13 protein-coding genes are annotated in these 17,195 nt (G+C 61.5%); 7 read left to right on the top strand and 6 right to left on the bottom strand.

What is annotated here, in order from left to right; genetic code table 11:
- Positions 1 to 230: 230 nt before the first annotated feature.
- Complete coding sequence (gene alr / locus PMI30_RS18285; protein ID WP_008008795.1) at positions 231 to 1,469, top strand: alanine racemase; 1,239 nt, start codon at positions 231 to 233, stop codon at positions 1,467 to 1,469.
- A 124-nt stretch (positions 1,470 to 1,593) separates the two neighbouring features.
- On the opposite strand, the gene PMI30_RS18290 is transcribed toward alr, so the two are convergent.
- The gene (locus tag PMI30_RS18290) at positions 1,594 to 3,159 is read right to left on the bottom strand and encodes a carbohydrate porin (RefSeq protein ID WP_008008792.1); all 1,566 of its coding nucleotides are present in this window, start codon (positions 3,157 to 3,159) and stop codon (positions 1,594 to 1,596) included.
- A gap of 168 nt (positions 3,160 to 3,327) precedes the next feature.
- Here PMI30_RS18290 and PMI30_RS18295 point away from each other — a divergent pair, with 168 nt between their 5' ends.
- The 6 genes from PMI30_RS18295 (at position 3,328) to PMI30_RS18320 (ending at position 10,144) form a co-directional block, all read left to right on the top strand.
- Positions 3,328 to 4,602: an ABC transporter substrate-binding protein gene (locus PMI30_RS18295; RefSeq protein ID WP_008008791.1), complete on the top strand. Its 1,275-nt coding sequence runs from the start codon at positions 3,328 to 3,330 to the stop codon at positions 4,600 to 4,602.
- Positions 4,603 to 4,623: 21 nt separating this feature from the next.
- A complete protein-coding gene (locus PMI30_RS18300; protein ID WP_008008790.1) occupies positions 4,624 to 5,586 on the top strand; it encodes a carbohydrate ABC transporter permease in 963 nt (320 codons plus the stop codon).
- Complete coding sequence (locus PMI30_RS18305) at positions 5,583 to 6,425, top strand: carbohydrate ABC transporter permease (RefSeq protein WP_008008788.1); 843 nt, start codon at positions 5,583 to 5,585, stop codon at positions 6,423 to 6,425. Before PMI30_RS18300 ends, PMI30_RS18305 begins: the two co-directional genes overlap by 4 nt.
- Before the next feature lie 27 nt (positions 6,426 to 6,452).
- Complete coding sequence (locus PMI30_RS18310) at positions 6,453 to 7,577, top strand: ABC transporter ATP-binding protein (RefSeq protein ID WP_007906207.1); 1,125 nt, start codon at positions 6,453 to 6,455, stop codon at positions 7,575 to 7,577.
- Positions 7,574 to 9,076: a glycoside hydrolase family 32 protein gene (locus tag PMI30_RS18315; RefSeq protein ID WP_008008785.1), complete on the top strand. Its 1,503-nt coding sequence runs from the start codon at positions 7,574 to 7,576 to the stop codon at positions 9,074 to 9,076. Before PMI30_RS18310 ends, PMI30_RS18315 begins: the two co-directional genes overlap by 4 nt.
- 75 nt (positions 9,077 to 9,151) lie before the next feature.
- The gene (locus tag PMI30_RS18320) at positions 9,152 to 10,144 is read left to right on the top strand and encodes a LacI family DNA-binding transcriptional regulator (RefSeq protein WP_008008783.1); all 993 of its coding nucleotides are present in this window, start codon (positions 9,152 to 9,154) and stop codon (positions 10,142 to 10,144) included.
- 9 nt (positions 10,145 to 10,153) lie between these two features.
- On the opposite strand, the gene PMI30_RS18325 is transcribed toward PMI30_RS18320, so the two are convergent.
- Genes PMI30_RS18325 through PMI30_RS18345 form a run of 5 tightly spaced genes read right to left on the bottom strand, consistent with a single transcriptional unit; the run spans position 10,154 to position 17,166 of the window.
- Positions 10,154 to 11,251, bottom strand: coding sequence for a hypothetical protein (locus PMI30_RS18325; protein ID WP_008008781.1), 1,098 nt, complete (start codon positions 11,249 to 11,251; stop codon positions 10,154 to 10,156).
- Positions 11,248 to 12,456, bottom strand: coding sequence for an MFS transporter (locus tag PMI30_RS18330; RefSeq protein WP_008008779.1), 1,209 nt, complete (start codon positions 12,454 to 12,456; stop codon positions 11,248 to 11,250). Before PMI30_RS18330 ends, PMI30_RS18325 begins: the two co-directional genes overlap by 4 nt.
- Complete coding sequence (locus tag PMI30_RS18335) at positions 12,453 to 13,673, bottom strand: acyl-CoA dehydrogenase family protein (RefSeq protein ID WP_008008778.1); 1,221 nt, start codon at positions 13,671 to 13,673, stop codon at positions 12,453 to 12,455. The genes PMI30_RS18330 and PMI30_RS18335 overlap by 4 nt, the downstream gene beginning before the upstream one ends.
- On the bottom strand, positions 13,667 to 15,316 hold the full coding sequence (locus PMI30_RS18340; protein ID WP_008008776.1) for a class I adenylate-forming enzyme family protein: 1,650 nt from the start codon (positions 15,314 to 15,316) through the stop codon (positions 13,667 to 13,669). Before PMI30_RS18340 ends, PMI30_RS18335 begins: the two co-directional genes overlap by 7 nt.
- Positions 15,313 to 17,166, bottom strand: coding sequence for a CoA transferase (locus PMI30_RS18345; protein ID WP_008008774.1), 1,854 nt, complete (start codon positions 17,164 to 17,166; stop codon positions 15,313 to 15,315). Before PMI30_RS18345 ends, PMI30_RS18340 begins: the two co-directional genes overlap by 4 nt.
- Positions 17,167 to 17,195 lie beyond the last annotated feature (29 nt).

The following is a 17,195-nucleotide window of genomic DNA, read 5'->3' as shown; positions in this document are numbered from 1 at the left end:
AAGTTTCACCTCGGCAGCCGATTCCGTGCTTGCCAGTGTGCAGATGGATTCTCTGTTGTCTGGTCCCGTTTAACAGCGTCATCCGCTGTGTCAGGCCTGTCACTCCACATAAACAAACGATGGCTTTGCTGAAAAATTCCATGGCTGTTCGCTCGATGCCACAGGGATCTGGCTGATGCCAGATCCACGTGCGCATGGGGCCTTTCCTCATCCAGTATGGAAGACTCGATATGCCACGTTTTATGCTCAGCACGCTGACACTCGCACTGGCTTTCTCGGCAATGATGCCTGTGGTCGACGCCGCCCCTTTACTTGATCCCACACCTGAACATCCTCGCGCCGACAATCAATCAGGCCAGGCCAACACCTGGCTTGAGATTGATCAGGCGGCCTTCGAAGGAAACATCGCCAAGCTCCAGCAACGGCTGGCGGGTAAAAGCCAGATGTGCGCCGTGATGAAAGCCGACGCTTATGGAAACGGCATTGGTTTACTGATCCCCTCCGCCATCAGGATGGGCATCACCTGTATCGGCGTAGCGAGCAACGAGGAGGCACGCGTTGCGCGGGCAAAAGGCTTCAAGGGCCGACTGATGCGTTTGCGCAGCGCTACCGTTGAAGAAGTCGAGGGTGCACTGCGCTACAACATTGAGGAACTGGTCGGTAACCTGGAGGTTGCACGCCAGCTCAATGAACTGGCCACCCGCAAGGGCGTAAAGCTGCCGGTTCACTTGGCGCTGAATTCGGCGGGCATGAGCCGCAATGGCCTGGAGATGAGTACGGCGCAGGGGCAACAACAGGCAGTGGATGTGACGCGGCTGGATCACTTGGATATCGTCGGGATCATGACTCACTTTCCCGTCGAGGAACGCGAGGATGTTCTCCGTGGGCTGGCCACATTCAAGGAGCAGTCCGGCTGGCTGATCGAGCACGCCAAACTGGACCGCAGCCTGATCACCCTGCACTGCGCCAATACCTTCACCACCCTTGAGGTGCCCGAAGGTTGGCTGGACATGGTTCGCCCGGGGGCTGCGCTTTATGGTTATCCAGTGGGCGGGCATAACGAGTTTCAACGGGTGATGCAGTTCAAGTCGCGGGTCGCGGCGGTCAATGCCTACCCGGCGGGCAGCACCATCAGCTACGACCGCACCTTTACCCTGAGCAAAGACTCATTGATCGCCAACATCCCGGCCGGCTACTCCGACGGCTATCGAAGGGCATTCTCCAACAAAGCCTCAGTGCTGATTCACGGCCAGCGCGCCCCGGTGATCGGCAAGGTCACCATGAATACGCTGATGGTTGACGTCAGTGGGATCAAGGGCGTGCAAGCGGGGGATGAAGTGGTACTGTATGGCAAACAGGGTGATGAAGAAATTACCCAGACTGAGCTTGAGACCATCAACGGCGCGTTGTTGGCCGACCTCTATACGATCTGGGGTAATTCAAATCCCAAGGTGTTGAAGTCCAGGTAAGGATGGACGTGTAGGAGCGGCCTGACGCAAACCCCGTGGGAGCGGGCTTGCTCGCGAATTCGGTGTGTCATTCAGCTTTGATGTTGACTGACACACCGCTTTCGCGAGCAAGCCCGCTCTCACATTAAAACCAGGTTTCCATCTGTATGCCGTATTGCCACACACCGCCGGCGTTGAAGTCCGACTTGCCGAAGTTATCTGTGGAACTGTATCTGTCCAGGTCCGAAGACCAGTTCATCAGGCTTGCGAACACGCGCAATTCGGGGCGTGTGAGCAGGTCTCCAACGTCGGGTTTGAAGGTTGGGGCAATGGTGAATTTCCAGAAGTTACCGTCGACCGCATTACGTTGCATGTAGCCCTTGGGGTCGAGGTCCATGGTTTGCCAGCTCATTTCATAGGCCATCTCGAAATTGCTGTTGATTTCATTGGCCAATCGCACGTTCAGGGTCATCCAGCGGTAATCGTCACCCTTGACGTACCTGTCCTTGCTTTGTTCGGCCAACAAGCTGGGGCCGATGCGCCAGCCGGGTGCAATGGGGGTCTCGCCATAAAGCGCCAAACGCAGCGCGCGGGCGTCGTCGATCAGCTCGCCATCCGAGCCGATGTTCTTGACCTCTGCCCCCAGACCTTGCCCGTAGAGCAGCGCCGTTTTGAAGAAACCTTCCCTGCCGAAAAAGTTTTTCTGATGATTCGCGACCATGCTGTGCAAACCGGAATCCGCAGGCGTCAGGCCCGCTGCATTGCTGCGGGTGCCAAAGTCGTTTTTCTTTGAGCCAATGCCATTGAACATCCACTGCCACTGACCGTTATCGAAGAACTGGTTGGAGGTCAGGATGTAGCTTTCCACATCGGCATTGACACCGCCTTCACTGAAATCCCCGTAGTTGCGCCCGATCAGGGAGTAATTCGAGCGCCAGTCCTTGTTCATCTGCACATCGTAGATACCACCCCCGGTGCCCGCCAGAAAGACCACGTCCGAGTCCAGCCAGTGGATATCGAAATTGTCCCTGTCGAATCGTTTGCCTGCCCACAGGGTGGAGTTTTCGAACACTGAATTTCCCTTGAATGCAGCGAGATGATCGAGTTCGGTAAATACCTGACGCACGTTCAGGTTGCTCTCGTCGGCGGTCCAGTCGTTGGAGCTTTCCACACCGTCGGCGATGGACACGGTGAATTTGGATCGGGTGCCGTTCTGCGCATACATCTCTTTCGACAGGTCTATGCGCATGTAGGTGTCGTCTTCGTTACCGAGTCGCCCGACGGCACCACCGACTGAACCGGCCGGGGTTGTATAAGGGCCGCCACGACCACCACCCAGCCCATCGTTGATCAGCAATCCGGAGCGGGCGTAGCCCTTGAAGCTGAAACCGTCAGTCAGGTGTCCGCTGCTGCCCTGCTTTTCCATGCTTTGCTGACGGGCTTCGAGTTTTGCCAGCCGGGTGTCCAGTGTGGGGGCCGCAGTGGTTGTCGCCGTGGATGCTGCCGGCTGCAAAGTGGGGGTGGCGAGTTTGATTTGCTGCAACTCCCTGGCGAGTGCCTGGGTTTGCTGTTCGGCTGCGGCGGCACGTTTTTCCGCCGCGCTGGCACGGGCTTCAAACGCAGCCATGCGCTCTTCCAGGGTCGCGGCCTGAGTGGTCGCCGCCGAGGTGCTGAGCACGCCTGCGAGTAGCCATCTTGATGCTTTCTGCATGTGGATTTCCTGTTTTGTTTTTATTGTTTTGTTCCAGTGGCCGAGCCTTTTTTCCGTGATTCGCGGATTGCCAAAATCGACAAAAAAAAGGATGCCTCATCGCAAATACGCTGCTACATTGACGATGTTAACGTTAACTTTTCTAAAAACAAAAATAAAGAGGGCTTTATGAAACAGCTCAAATCTCTTCTTCCAGCAGCACTGTTCACCCTCTGTGCCGGGCTTTCATCCCTCTCGAGCGCAGCCAATTTGACGATCTCGTGCGGTGCGGTGGGTGCCGAGTTACAACTCTGCAAGGAGGCTGTCGAGGCATGGTCGAAACAGACCGGCAACAACGTCGAGGTGGTTTCCACGCCTAACTCGGCGACCGAGCGATTGTCGTTCTACCAACAGATCCTCAGTGCGCAGTCCGCCGACATCGACATCATTCAAATCGATATGGTGTGGCCGGGGATGCTGGCTAAACACCTGATGGACCTGCGCGAGGTGCTTCCCGCCAACGCGACCCAAGGCTACTTCCAGGCACAGGTGGATAACGCCACGGTGAACGGGCGGCTGGTGACGATGCCGTGGTTCACCGACTCGGGCCTGCTGTATTACCGCAAGGACTTGCTCGAGAAGTACAACCAGCAGGTTCCCCAGACCTGGGAGGAAATGACCGCTACCGCCAGGAATATTCAACAGGCCGAGCGCACTGCCGGGAATCCCAATGCGTGGGGTTACATCTTTCAAGGGCGCGCCTACGAGGGCCTGACGTGCAATGCGCTGGAGTGGATCAGCAGCCAACCGCAAGGTGGGCTGGTCAATTCACGAGGCGACATCGTGGTCAACAGTCAGGCTTCAAGAACGGCGTTGACCCTGGCCAAAAGCTGGGTCGGCGACATCTCCCCGCGTGGCGTACTCAATTACACCGAGGAGGAAGGCCGTGGCGTGTTCCAGTCGGGCAATGCGCTGTTCATGCGTAACTGGCCTTATGTCTGGGCCCTGGTCCAAAGCCAGGACAGTGCCGTAAAAGACAAGGTCGGGGTTGCTCCCCTGCCCCGCGGCGGCGAGACCGGCAGCCATGCATCCACCCTCGGTGGCTGGGGTCTGGCGGTATCGCGTTACAGCGCCCACCCAAAACTTGCCGCAGAACTGGTGAGCTACCTGACCAGTGCCCAAGAGCAAAAACATCGTGCCCTGATAGGCGCCTATAACCCGGTTATCGAGTCGCTGTATCAAGACCCCGAATTGCTCGCGGCAATGCCTTACTACGCTCAGCTGCACAGCATTCTCAACGATGGGGTGATGCGCCCCGCCTCCATCACTGCCGATCGCTATCCACGGGTCTCCAATGCGTTCTTCGATCGAGTGCATGGCGTGCTCGCGGGCGAGTTGCCTGTCGATCAGGCGCTGGCCGAACTGGAAAGCGAACTCACGCGCATCAAACGCCGGAACTGGTAAGCCACAAGGAAGGAAATCACCATGTCTGTCTCTTCTACCCATGTCCCCTGTGACGAGCTTCTGCTCACCAGGGAAACGCCCGTACAACGTCGCCGAGTGCGCGCTGCCTGGCTGTTTCTGACGCCGATGTTGCTGTGTCTGGCCCTGGTGGCAGCCTGGCCGTTATTGCGCACATTCTGGTTCAGCCTGACCGACGCCAACCTGGCGGACACCGGTGGCGGAACCTTCATAGGCTTTGCCAATTATCTGTTCCACAACGGTTCCAGCTGGTCGGGCATTCTGGTCGATCCACAATGGTGGAACGCGGTGCGCAACACCTTGCATTTCACCGTGGTGTCGGTGGGCCTGGAAGTCGTACTGGGACTGCTGGTGGCGTTGCTGCTGAACATCAAGTTCACCGGCCGCTCGCTGGTGCGTGCGTTGATTCTGATTCCGTGGGCGATCCCGACCATTGTCTCGGCGAAGATCTGGTCATGGATGCTTAACGACCAGTTCGGCATCATCAATCACCTGATGCTGAGCCTCGGCCTGATTGACGCGCCCCTGGCCTGGACGGCAGATGCGGATCTGTCGATGTGGGCGGTGATCATCGTCGACGTCTGGAAGACCGTGCCTTTTGTCACGCTGCTGATGCTGGCGGCCTTGCAGATGTTGCCGAGCGATTGCTACGAAGCCGCCAGGGTCGATGGCATTCATCCGCTGAAGGTGTTCTGGCGTGTCACGCTTCCCCTGTTGATGCCCGCACTGCTGGTGGCGGCGATCTTCCGCATCCTCGACTCCCTGCGGGTATTCGACGTGATCTACGTGCTGACCTCGAACTCATCGAGCACCATGAGTATGTCGGTGTATGCCCGCCAGCACCTGGTGGAGTTCCAGGACGTCGGTTACGGCAGCGCGGCCTCGACGCTGTTGTTTCTGGTGGTTGCAGTCATCGCCATGCTTTATCTCTACCTCGGACGCCGTCAACTGGAGGTCCGGTCATGAACCTGCGCCTACTGAAAAAATCGCTGTTGCGTCTCGGATTCTGGTGCCTGATCGGGGTTCTGCTGCTGTATGCGGTCTTCCCTTTCTACTACGCCATCGTGACGTCGCTGAAGCCGTCCAGCGCCCTGTTCGAGGTGAGCTACTGGATCGATAACCCCGACTTCTCCAATTACGCGGCGGTGCTCCATCAAGCCTCATTCCTGCGGGCTATCGGCAACTCTCTGGTGGTTGCGCTGTGCGTGGTGACACTGGCGCTGTTCCTCAGCCTGACCGCCGCCTATGCCTTGGGCCGGGTGAAGTTTCGTGGGCGTGGCACGGTCTTGATGATGGTCCTTGGCGTGTCGATGTTTCCCCAGGTCGCGGTGCTGTCGGGGTTGTTCGAAGTGATCCGCGCCCTCGGTCTGTACAACACCTCCTGGGCATTGATCCTGAGCTACACGATTTTCACCCTGCCCTTCACCGTCTGGGTGCTGACCACGTTCATGGGGCAGCTGCCCCATGAACTGGAAGAAGCGGCAATCATGGATGGCGCGTCGCCCTGGGTCACGCTGACCCGAGTGCTGTTGCCGCTGCTCTGGCCCGCACTGGTCACCACTGGCTTATTGGCCTTTATCGCCGCGTGGAACGAGTTCCTGTTTGCCCTGACCTTCACCCTCACCGACACCCAACGCACGGTGCCGGTCGCCATCGCCTTGATTTCCGGCGGCAGCCCTCATGAGTTGCCTTGGGGGTTGTTGATGGCCGCCTCGGTGCTGGTCACCGTCCCACTGGTGATTCTGGTGCTGATCTTCCAGCGCCGAATCGTTTCCGGTCTCACTGCCGGCGCGTTAAAGGGTTGATGCCCAACAAAGACAAGGAACAGCATCGTGATCAAATTGAAACTGGACAACGTGAACAAACAATTGGGCGGCGCGCGGATTCTTCGCGACGTCAGCCTGGAAATCGCGGCGGGTGAATTCGTGGTGTTCGTCGGCCCTTCGGGCTGCGGAAAGTCGACCCTGCTACGACTGATCGCCGGACTGGATTCGATCTGCGGCGGCGACCTGCTGATCGACGGGCGTCGGGTCAACGACCTGGAGCCGCGCGAGCGTGGCGTCGGCATGGTGTTTCAGTCTTATGCGCTGTACCCGCACATGAGCGTCTACGACAACATCAGTTTTGGCCTCAAACTGGCCAAGACGGAAAAGACCAGCCTGCGCGAGCGCGTGCTGAAAACCGCGCAAATCCTGCAATTGGACAAACTGCTGCAACGCAAGCCAAAGGAACTGTCCGGTGGGCAGCGTCAGCGTGTGGCCATGGGCAGAGCCATGGCGCGGGAACCGGACATTCTGTTGTTCGATGAGCCGCTGTCCAACCTGGATGCGTCCTTGCGGGTGCAGATGCGCAACGAAATCGCCCGGCTGCATGATCGGCTGGGCTCGACCATGATCTATGTCACCCACGATCAGGTTGAAGCGATGACCCTGGCCGACAAAATTGTCGTGCTCAATGGCGGTCGCGTCGAGCAGGTCGGCTCACCGCGCGAACTCTATGAACGCCCGGCCAGTCGCTTTGTCGCCGGTTTCCTCGGTTCGCCCAGAATGAATTTTCTGGCGGCGCGCCTGCATGCGCCAGGTAAAACCAGCCTGGTTCATACCCCCGTATTGGGGATGAGCTCCCTGCCCTTCGACAGCTCGAACCTGGCGGCGGACGCTCAACTGAGCCTGGGAATCCGCCCGGAACACGTGTCGCTCAAGGCAGCGGATGGAACCGCCGGCGTCGTCGTCACCGGGGTCGAGTATCTGGGCAGCGAAACCTATGTGCACCTCGATACCGGTCAGGACGAACCACTGATCTGTCGTTGTGAAGTCAACGCCGGATGGCGAGTGGGCGATCAGGTCGAGTTGCAGCTGGACCCCGGCAACCTGCACCTGTTCGACGCCGACGGCACAGCCTTGAAACGCTACCCGCACGGCGTCCTGCTGCACTCGGTACGAGAAGCAGCCCTATGACCTTGGCTTTGAATTCCATGAACGATCCGATGTCCGCTACCCTTGAACTTGCGCAGCAAGCGCTGAATGATGGCCTGTCTCGCGTCATCCACGATTACCAACCCGGTTATCATCTTGCCCCTGCGGCGGGCTGGATGAACGACCCAAACGGGGTGGTGTACTTTCGTGGCGAATACCACGTTTTCTATCAGCACTACCCTTTCGAAGCGAAATGGGGCCCGATGTATTGGGGGCATGCCAAGAGTGCCGATCTGGTCCATTGGCAGCATCTGCCCATTGCACTGGCGCCCGGCGATGACTTCGACCGTGACGGTTGTTTTTCCGGTAGCGCGGTGGTGTGTGGCGATACCCTGGCGCTGATCTATACCGGGCACACCTGGCTGGGAGAAGTGGGTGACGAGCGCTCGATCCGTCAAGTCCAGTGCCTGGCCACCAGCACCGACGGCATCCGGTTCGTCAAGCATGGCGCCGTCATCGAGACCGCGCCGCAAGACACGATCATGCACTTTCGCGACCCCAAGGTCTGGCAGGAGGATGACTGTTGGTATCTGATTGCCGGCGCACGCCTGGGCGATAAACCGCTGCTGCCGCTGTACCGTTCCACCGATCTGCACACCTGGGAGTTCCTCGACTATGTGTCTAGCGGCAGCGAGGGCGATGGCTATATGTGGGAGTGCCCGGATCTGTTCCGGCTGAACGGGCGCGATGTGCTGCTGTACTCCCCTCAAGGCATGCAACCCCAGGGGTACGAACGACTTAACAAGTACCAGACCGGTTATCGAGTGGGTCGACTCGACAGCGAATGGCACTTCACCGGCGGGCCTTTTATCGAGCTGGATAACGGCCACGACTTCTATGCCGCGCAAACGCTACTGGCCGCCGATGGCCGGCGTCTTGTGTGGGCATGGCTCGACATGTGGGAAAGCCCGATGCCGAGCCAGGCCCATCACTGGTGTGGCATGCTCGGTGTGCCACGCGAACTTGAACTGTGCGCCGATCGCCTTTGCGTGTATCCGGCACGGGAGCTCACCGCTCTGCGCCAGGCGCCATTGCCGGGCACGCTCTGGTGGGGAGAGTCGGGAACCCGGTGGGTGCCGGAAGTGAATGGCGATATGCTCGAAATCCATGTGCATCTGGATCTGCTCGGCTGCACCGACGGCCACCTCGGAATCGCCTTGCGTTGCAGCGATGATGGTCATGAAGAAACCCTGCTTTACTACGATGCTGCGCTGCAGCGCCTGGTGCTTGACCGTAGCCGCTCGGGTGCTCAAGTCACCGGCCAGCGCAGCGTGGCGATAGACCCGACACAAGGGCAACTGGAACTGCGGGTGTTCCTCGATCGCTCGTCCATCGAGGTGTTCGACGAAAACGGGCGCTTCAGCCTCAGCAGTCGCCTCTATCCGCGGCCCGACAGCCTGGGCGTGAAGCTGCTGGCCAGCGGAAGTGGCGGGCGTGTCTGCATTCCCAAGGCATGGCCTCTGGCCTCGGGATGGCTATGAGCAGCGTCATTCGAGTCGCGAGAAGCCCGGGGCCTGTGTCATGATTCTGCGTCAACCTGACCGGCCTCGCCTCGCATGACTTCAGTGAAAGACGTTGCACAACTGGCCGGCGTGTCCCTGATGACGGTTTCTCGCGCGCTCAACAACCCGGAAAAACTGAGCCCCGAAACCCTTCAGCGGGTGCGTCGCGCCATTGATGAACTGCAATTCGTACCGAGCCTGTCGGCGCGCAAGATGCGCGGCGACAACCTCCAGTCGCGGACCATCGGTGTGTTCGCGCTGGACACCGCGACCACACCGTTCGCGGTCGAGTTGCTGCTGTCCATCGAACAGACCGCGCAGCAGGCGGGTTGGAATGTGTTCATCCTTAACCTGTTGAGCAACCCGCCCACCGATCAGAACATCGACCTGATGTTGTCGCACCGTCCCGACGGGTTGATCTTCAGCGCCATGGGGTTTCGCCAGGTGTGCATTCCCGAGCGTTTGAAGAGCAAACCCCTGGTACTCGCCAATTGCCTGGCGGATGACAGTCGCCTGGTGAGTTATGTGCCAGACGACGAAACCGGGCAGTATCGCGCCGTACATCACGCGTTGAGCCAGGGCTATCGGCGCCCTCTGTGCATCAATCTGCCCAAACAGAGTCTGGCCTGGGAGCTGCGGCAAAAAGGCCTGCAGCGAGCCTGTCAGGCATTTGGCCTTGCGCCTGACGCACTCCTGCAATACGACCTTTCCGATCATGACGCCTATGGTGAAACCGCAGCCATCCTCGACAGGCACATTATTGAAGGTCGCCCGGAATTCGACATTCTGATTTGTGGCAACGACCGTATTGCCTTTTGTGCTTATCAGCTGTTGTTGGGCCGTGGCCTGAAAATTCCCGGCGACGTCGCGGTGCTCGGCTACGACAACATGATCGGTATCGCTGAACTGTTCATCCCGCCGCTGACCACCGTGCAATTGCCGTACTACGAGATCGGTCGCAATGCGGCCCGGCACTTGATCGAAGCCCTTGAGGTAGAGGGAGCCCAGCCGGTTGATTGTCCATTGGTGGTCAGGGCGTCGCTATGAAGGCTCTGCTCAGATCCAGCGCGGATCGATCTCCCCGGTCCAGGCCAGCAGCGCCGCCAACAGAAAGAAGCTGCCGCAGGCCGATTCGACCTTCTGCTCCACCGTCGTGGTGCGATAGCAATGGCCGATAAAGCGCCCATTTTTGAAGTCGGCGCTGCGCACGATCGCCGCCAGTAACTGGCCCGCCTGTTGCCACAGCACCTCAGCCTCGACGGCACCTTCAACCTCGACAACACCCGCCGCCTGCCCTAGCAGGGCCAAGGCCGTCATCGCCGCGGCGCACGGGTCGTTCAGTCCCTGGGGCTGATCCAGGCGATTGAGCGGGACGCACACACCTCGACTGCGCAGCCAGTACTGGCTTGCCCTTTCGGCGTCGCTGCTGAACGGCGCACCGTACAAGCAGGCGCCCGTGCCCAGGCCGAGCATGGCCCAGGCCTGACCCCGAGACCAATTGCCCAGATCATCGCCAGCCTGCCATTGCCCCTGATCAAAACGCGCATGGCTGCTCCAGGTACCGTGCGCGCCGGCGCAGGCACGGAAGGATGTTTGCAACTGTTGGCGGCCCAGTCCCAGCAGTCGTGGTTCGGCATTCAGGGCAAACAGCTGCAGGGTCGCGGCCAGCGGATCGATGCTCAAACAGCTGTCACCGTGTTCACCGCCACCCATTTCGCGGCCGAGGGGGATGCAGCCCAGCACCGGATCGAACGCCTGGGTCAGACGCTGCACCGCCTCATCTGCCAGTTCCTCGGCCTGGGGATCGGCCAACAGGCGTGCGCCCAACCCGGCGCCGTACCAGAAAATCAGGCTGCGATGATGGGTATCGCTATCGAGCTTGTCCCGCAACCGCTCGGCGATGCGCCGCGCCTGTTGCAGATATTCCTGACGCCGACGGCAATGGGCTCGCAGCCACCACAACCCGGCCCAGAACCCACCCAGCCAGGAGCCGCTGGCAGAAACCTTCCATACCCCGCTGTCCTGCGTGCAGTACAGGGGAAAGGCCTGGCCACAAGCGGCATCGATCTGCTCCAGTCGCGTGAAGATGGCGTTGATGGCGCGCTGACTTTCAGCGATCTCAAGGGGATGATCCAGGACTTCGAAGTGACTCATTTGACCACCCTCAAGAATGACTCGACTGCGCTGCTTCTGTGGCGTTGCCGAACCCGCGACAACAACAGGCTCAGCAGGCAGCCCACCAGCAACACCCCGATCAACGCCAGCCAGGCATAGGCAAACCCCCGAGGCCCGTTTTGCACCAGACCGAACAATGGCGGGCCCAGCGCAAAACCACCAAAGAAACCCACCGACAGCAAACCTGCGGCCGGCGCCGGGCTGCCGAAACCCGGGTCGCGCAGGACCATGCTCATGGCAATGGCGTTGGTCGCAACTGCGGTCAGCCCCATGCCCAGAGCCCCGGCCCATAACGGCCAGTGACTGCCCGGCACGGCCAGGGAAGTCAGCCACAAGGCCAGGCTCGACAGCAGCAATAACACCAGCAGCAGCCAGGACTCATCAACCATGCGCGCGCCCAACGGTGTCAGGAAAATCCGCGCCACAATGCCCATCACGCCGAAGCCGGCGATCAGGCCGCCGATCAACGTCGCCGGCATCCCCTGCCCCGCGGCGAACACCCCGAGAAAGGTCACGAACGACGAAAGCACGATGCCCACGCACAACTGCACGCTCATCAACAGCGCCAGCCGACCGTTGGGACGGGTAACGGCAAAACTCAGCGGTTTGCCTTGGTGCTCACGGCGAGCCACTCGCGGCCCGAGAAACGCCAGCAACAAGGCCGGCACCAGCAAACTCGCCAAGGCCATACGCCAGCCGAACATCACGGCCAGAGTCGGCAGCAACAAGCCGGCAAACAGCGCCGAGACCTGCACCCCGGATTGTTTCAAGCCGACCACCGCTGCCTTGTGCCGGGGTTCGACACGCTCGGCGATCAGCAAATTGGTCACCGGGTTGGCCAACGCCTGGGCAATCCCGCACGCTGCCAGGGCCAGTACCACGCCGACGAATCCCGGCAGGCTGGCCAGCAAGCCATAGGCGCCCACCGTGCTCCAGAACAACATCGCCATGGCCCGCCGGGTGCCCAGCCAGTTGACCAGCGGCCCGGCCCACAACGACAACAGCGCGGCAAAACCGAAGGCGCTGGTGATCAGCCAACCCAGCCAATGGGTCGGCACGCCAAGGTCGGCGACGATTAATGGGCCAAGGGTGCCGACGGCGTAAAAGATCAGCATCGGCAAGGCCATAGCTGCGGTCAGTACCACCCGCAGCCACCAGCCTCGCGGGGCTTTTGGCTCAGTCATCGGCCCGCTCCCTGCGTCACCGACGGCCAGTCGAAATCCAGTCCGGCGTCGCCACAACTGTCCAGCAGTTGTCGGCCCACCGCACTGATCAGCGCATCGTCGGTGCCGTCGAGAATGTGCGTGGTGCGTGCGGTGCGGTAAATCCCCGACAGCGGCGACAGCTCACTCAGGCCCTCGGCGCCCATGATCTGGATCGCCGAATCCACGGCCTCGCTCAAGGCCTGGGACGCGGCGACCTTGGCGATGTTGACCTCGATGCTGTTGGCCACCCCGGCATCGTGTTTACCGGCCGCGTCCTGCAGCAGCAAGCGGGCGCTGGCGATGGCCTGATAGACCTTGAATACCCGCTGACGCACCAGCTGTTTATCCGCCAGCCGCGCCTGTTGGCCACGGGCCGAGTGGATACGCGCGCACATCAGGTCGAAACAGCGCTGGGCCAGGCCCAGCCAATGCACCGAGCGCAAAATCCGCCCCAACCCCAGGCGTTCCTGCATCAGCGCCAGCCCTTGCCCCGGTTGCCCCAACACATGGCTGGGCGGGACCCGCACCTGGTCGAAAGACAGCTCGCCCTGGCCAGAGAACCGTCCGAGGATCGACAACGGTCGCTCGACCCGAAAGCCCGGCGCATCACTGGGCACCAGCAACATCGACAGCCCATTTTCCAGCGGGCCGGAGCCGGTGCGGGCAATCACCGTGATCAGCCCCGCGCGCTCGGCGCGGCAGATGAACCACTTGCGCCCGCTCAACAACCACTGGCCGTCGACAAACTCGGCGTGGCTGTTCAGGGTTGCCGGGATCGAGCCGATGCTGTCGGGCTCGGACATGCCGTAACTGGAGACCAGCGTCCCCGCCGCCAAAGGTTCGAGAAAGCGCTGGCGAATGTCCTCGCGGGCATGCCGGGTGAGCATGTACAGATCCAGAGTGGCATCGTCACCGAAAATGGCCGGGGCGTACTCGGATCGCCCCTCCTGCTCGGCCACCGCCAGATAGTCGCGCAGGCTGGTGATACGCCCGCCGAGGGCCTGAGGGTAAAAACTGCCCCAAAGCCCGGCCGCCCGTGCCTCGGCGCTGAGTTCGGCCATACGCTGGGCGGCCTGCCGGGGCTCCCCCGCCAGTTCGGCCTCCAGCGGGATGATGCGCTCGTCGACAAAACGTCGCACCGCCCGGGCCAGCTCCGCGCTGTCCCGGGTGGCGGCCAATGGCTGTGCACTCAACATGCGATGCCCGCCCCGCACTCGAGAAACGCCACTTCGGCGGCCAGGGATTTCTTGTCGATCTTGCCTGCCGGGGTCAGCGGCAGCTGTCGGTAGAAGCGCAGGTACTCCGGCAGTTTGTTGACCTCCAGGCCTTGCTCGCGCAGGTAGTCGGTCAGCTCGCTCAGGGAGAAGCGCGGCGCGCCGTCACGCAGGGTCACGCAGATGCACACCCGCTGGCCGAGGTCCGGGTCTGGCACCGCCACGCACGCGACGCTGACCACATCCGGGTGGGCGGTGGCCAGGGTTTCGATCTGCACCGGGCTGATATTGGCACCGCCACGGATGATGATGTCCTTCTTGCGCCCGGCCAGAACCAGGTAGCCGTCGGAATCGATGTAGCCCAGGTCGCCGGTGTTGACCCAGCCTTCAGCATCGCGATATTGCGCGTCGAGTTCCGGGGCATTCACATATTGCATGGGGCTTAACGGGCCGCGGGCCTTGATTTCGCCGACGCTGCCCTGGGGCAATTCAATGCCTTGCTCGTCGGAAATCTTGATCGCGCACACCGCCGGGTTAGGCCGGCCGACACTGTAAAACACCACGTCCTGAGCATCGTCCAGGGTGTTGTGACAGTTCACCCCGTCCGCCGAACCATAGAGGCTGATAAAACCGCAACCGAACGCCTCGACACAGCGGCGCACGGTCACTTCATCAATCAACGAACCACCGCAGATCAGCCCCACCAGGCTGGACTTGTCGGCCTGTTCCAGGCGGGCATCGGCGGCGATGCGCTGGAGCATGGTCGGCACCCCGAGAATGTGGGTCGGACGCAGCTGCTCGATGGCCTCGATCGCCGCCCCTACGTCGAACTGCGGCAACACGGCAATCGAACCGCCGAGCCAGGACAGGCTGCCAAAGGTCGCGGTGGAACCGAAGGACGAGCCCAACGGCACCAGATACAGCCCGCGAAAGCTCTCGCCTTCGGGGTGGATGCGCTGCAGGAAACGCCCGCGCCCGCCCACCAGGGCGTTGTGCGAATAGGCCACCAGCTTGGGTTCGGATTCGGTGCCGGAAGACACCAGCAAGCGCACCGGCGAGTTGGGGCAAACCTTGGGCAATTGCTCTTCGGTCAACGGCTCGGCCTGGAGCATGTCCTGCAGATTCAACCAGCCATCGCGCACGCAACCCTCGACGATCAGCACCCGCAGCGACAACAGGCTCGGTCGCAGGGCCTCGATGACCTGGCACAAATCGATGCCGGCATATTCCGCTGGAACAATCACCGCCCGCGCATCGCAACGGCGCACCAGGGCCTGAATGTCGAGGCTGCCGCGTCCCGGTGGAAACGGCGCGACCACCGCCCCCAGGGCCGCGGCGGCGAGGTCGATGGCGCAACTGCGCCAACTGTTAGTCAGTTGATAAGCGACCACATCGCCGGCGACGATGCCAGCGGCGCGCAGGCTCGCGGCCATGCGCAGCGCGGCATCATGCAACTCGCCATAGCTGAGTGTGCCTTCGGGTGAGAGCACCGCCGGTTTCTGCGGCGCATGCAGCGCGTGCTCGCGGAACAGTTGGTAGACCGAACGATTTGGGTAGGTGCCGTCGCGCTCCCAAACACTGCGAACGTCAGCGGGGACCAGATCAATAATGCCTGCGTTGTTCATCGAAAACTCCAGTGAGCGTTGACCGAGGTGTAGGTATTCACGCTTAAACACGTCTTCAATCGCCTGTCTTGAGCCAGCTGCGACAGGTCTTCTACGGCCACGGAGGCCGGTATGGCGGCGTCGCCCAGCACCTGTTGCCAGGTAGCGGCGGACTGCGACGCCAAGGCACTGCGAATCAGCGCATCACCCCCCTCGGGGTCGCTGTGCAGATCGCAGGCGAGGATATTTTCCAGTTGCTCAAGTTGGGCCGGGGTCTGGCAGTCGATGGCCAGCAGCCCGGCCAGCGTCGGATACACGCCCTTGAGCAGACTGCTGTCGGCGAATCTCTCTTCTTGCAATGGCTGCACGCACAGCAGGTTGGCGGCGCCGAGCAGCGAACTGTCGACCCGTACGCTCTGCCCGCTGAGGGCTCGATGCAGCAAAGCGGCGCTGACCCCTTGAGCGGCGACCACTCCGCCCAGCACATCCAGCACGGTGAACAGCGAACCGCCGGGCGTCGCCGAGGCCAGGCCGATTTGTTCGCCAACACCGGACCACGCCTGGACCACGAAGTCGGTGCCCGGCAAGGGTTCCCCCGGACGGTCATGGCCCCAGCCGCCGGCGTAGGCATAGACCAGCCCCGGATTGACCCGCATCAGGTCGGCGCGATCCAGAGCCAGTTCGGCGGCCTTGCCCGGCGCCCAGTTGTGCAGGAACACGTCAGCGTCCCTGACTCGCTCGTACAGTTCTTCGCGGCCAGCGGCGGACTTGATGTCCAGCTCACGGACTTGCTTGTGCCGATTGAGGGCGTCAAAGCGCACCGACACCCCATCGACGCAAGGCGGCATGCCGCGCAGCGGGTCGCCACCGGGCAGCTCGATGCGGATCACTTCGGCACCCAGCAGCGCCAACAGATGCCCGGCGAGCGGGCCCTGGATCCGCCGGCACGACTCGATCACCGTCAGGCCACTCAAGGGCAGTGCTTGCCCATTCAGGTCAGGCAATGCTTTGCCGCCCGCGCTGACAGCGTCGAAGGCCCACGGCCCCTGTTCCAGTTGGCCGGGCAGATCGCGGTCAGCCCGACGCTCGGCGAGGCTGCGCACCGGGCACACAGCCATTCCGTTCAACGCGCACAGGGCGCTGATCCGGGCCATGGACAAGCGCGCCAAGGCCTGACGGAACACCGCCGGCATTGGCGCAACAGCCTTGGCATAACGCAGCAGGAAGGCCTTCCAGCCCTGCCCGGCCAGTTCGCCGTCGATGCCCACCTCCGCCCAAAAGCGCCGCCAGGGTTCGGCGTCCAGGGTTTCCAGTTCGAAGTGCACGCCATCGGCCGACACAAAGGGCGGACGATTTTTCGCGCACGTGGCCCCCGGTAACAGACGTTCGGCTTCAGCGCCCGCAGTCGCACCCGCCAGGTATTGGGCAATACCGAGTACCCCGGCCGCGGCCATGGAAGTGGTTACAGTGTTGAAGTCGCCACCGCGCAACTGCCCAAGCGCTGCGGCAAACGCGCCTTGCAGGGCCAGGCTGGCACTGAGGGTCGAGACATAATTCACCCCCAGCCCTTGGGCCTTGCCGCTGGCCCGGCCATGCACCGACATCAGCCCGCAGGCTGCCTGCACGGTATGTTCGGTGACGCCCGCGCAGCTGCCGTCGGGCCAGCCATGAATCAGCCCATTGAGTGGTTTCAGATCAGGGTGACGCAGGGTAAAGCTCAACCCCTCGTGCACCGGATCATCGACCGTGGCCTGTGGGTTCAGGCCCAGCGCCGTTGCTTGGTAGCGCAGTGACGCGGCCAATGGTGCGAGCCCGGCAGGTGAAGAGGCAAAGGAGCCGCTGAGGCTACATCCATGTAAAAGACGAGACATAAAACCTACGCCAGAGTGGTTGCATATCG

This window comes from Pseudomonas sp. GM50, assembly GCF_000282375.1.
Lineage (GTDB): Bacteria > Pseudomonadota > Gammaproteobacteria > Pseudomonadales > Pseudomonadaceae > Aquipseudomonas.
The sequence above is the reverse complement of the archived record's forward strand: the minus strand, read 5'-3'. Positions and strand labels throughout refer to the sequence as shown.

Coding starts and splice junctions, on each gene's coding strand:
- alr (WP_008008795.1), top strand. CDS start 231: ATGCCACGTTTTATGCTCAGCACGCTGACACTCGCACTGGCTTTCTCG.
- PMI30_RS18290 (WP_008008792.1), bottom strand. CDS start 3,159: ATGCAGAAAGCATCAAGATGGCTACTCGCAGGCGTGCTCAGCACCTCG.
- PMI30_RS18295 (WP_008008791.1), top strand. CDS start 3,328: ATGAAACAGCTCAAATCTCTTCTTCCAGCAGCACTGTTCACCCTCTGT.
- PMI30_RS18300 (WP_008008790.1), top strand. CDS start 4,624: ATGTCTGTCTCTTCTACCCATGTCCCCTGTGACGAGCTTCTGCTCACC.
- PMI30_RS18305 (WP_008008788.1), top strand. CDS start 5,583: ATGAACCTGCGCCTACTGAAAAAATCGCTGTTGCGTCTCGGATTCTGG.
- PMI30_RS18315 (WP_008008785.1), top strand. CDS start 7,574: ATGACCTTGGCTTTGAATTCCATGAACGATCCGATGTCCGCTACCCTT.
- PMI30_RS18320 (WP_008008783.1), top strand. CDS start 9,152: ATGACTTCAGTGAAAGACGTTGCACAACTGGCCGGCGTGTCCCTGATG.
- PMI30_RS18325 (WP_008008781.1), bottom strand. CDS start 11,251: ATGAGTCACTTCGAAGTCCTGGATCATCCCCTTGAGATCGCTGAAAGT.
- PMI30_RS18330 (WP_008008779.1), bottom strand. CDS start 12,456: ATGACTGAGCCAAAAGCCCCGCGAGGCTGGTGGCTGCGGGTGGTACTG.
- PMI30_RS18335 (WP_008008778.1), bottom strand. CDS start 13,673: ATGTTGAGTGCACAGCCATTGGCCGCCACCCGGGACAGCGCGGAGCTG.
- PMI30_RS18340 (WP_008008776.1), bottom strand. CDS start 15,316: ATGAACAACGCAGGCATTATTGATCTGGTCCCCGCTGACGTTCGCAGT.
- PMI30_RS18345 (WP_008008774.1), bottom strand. CDS start 17,166: ATGTCTCGTCTTTTACATGGATGTAGCCTCAGCGGCTCCTTTGCCTCT.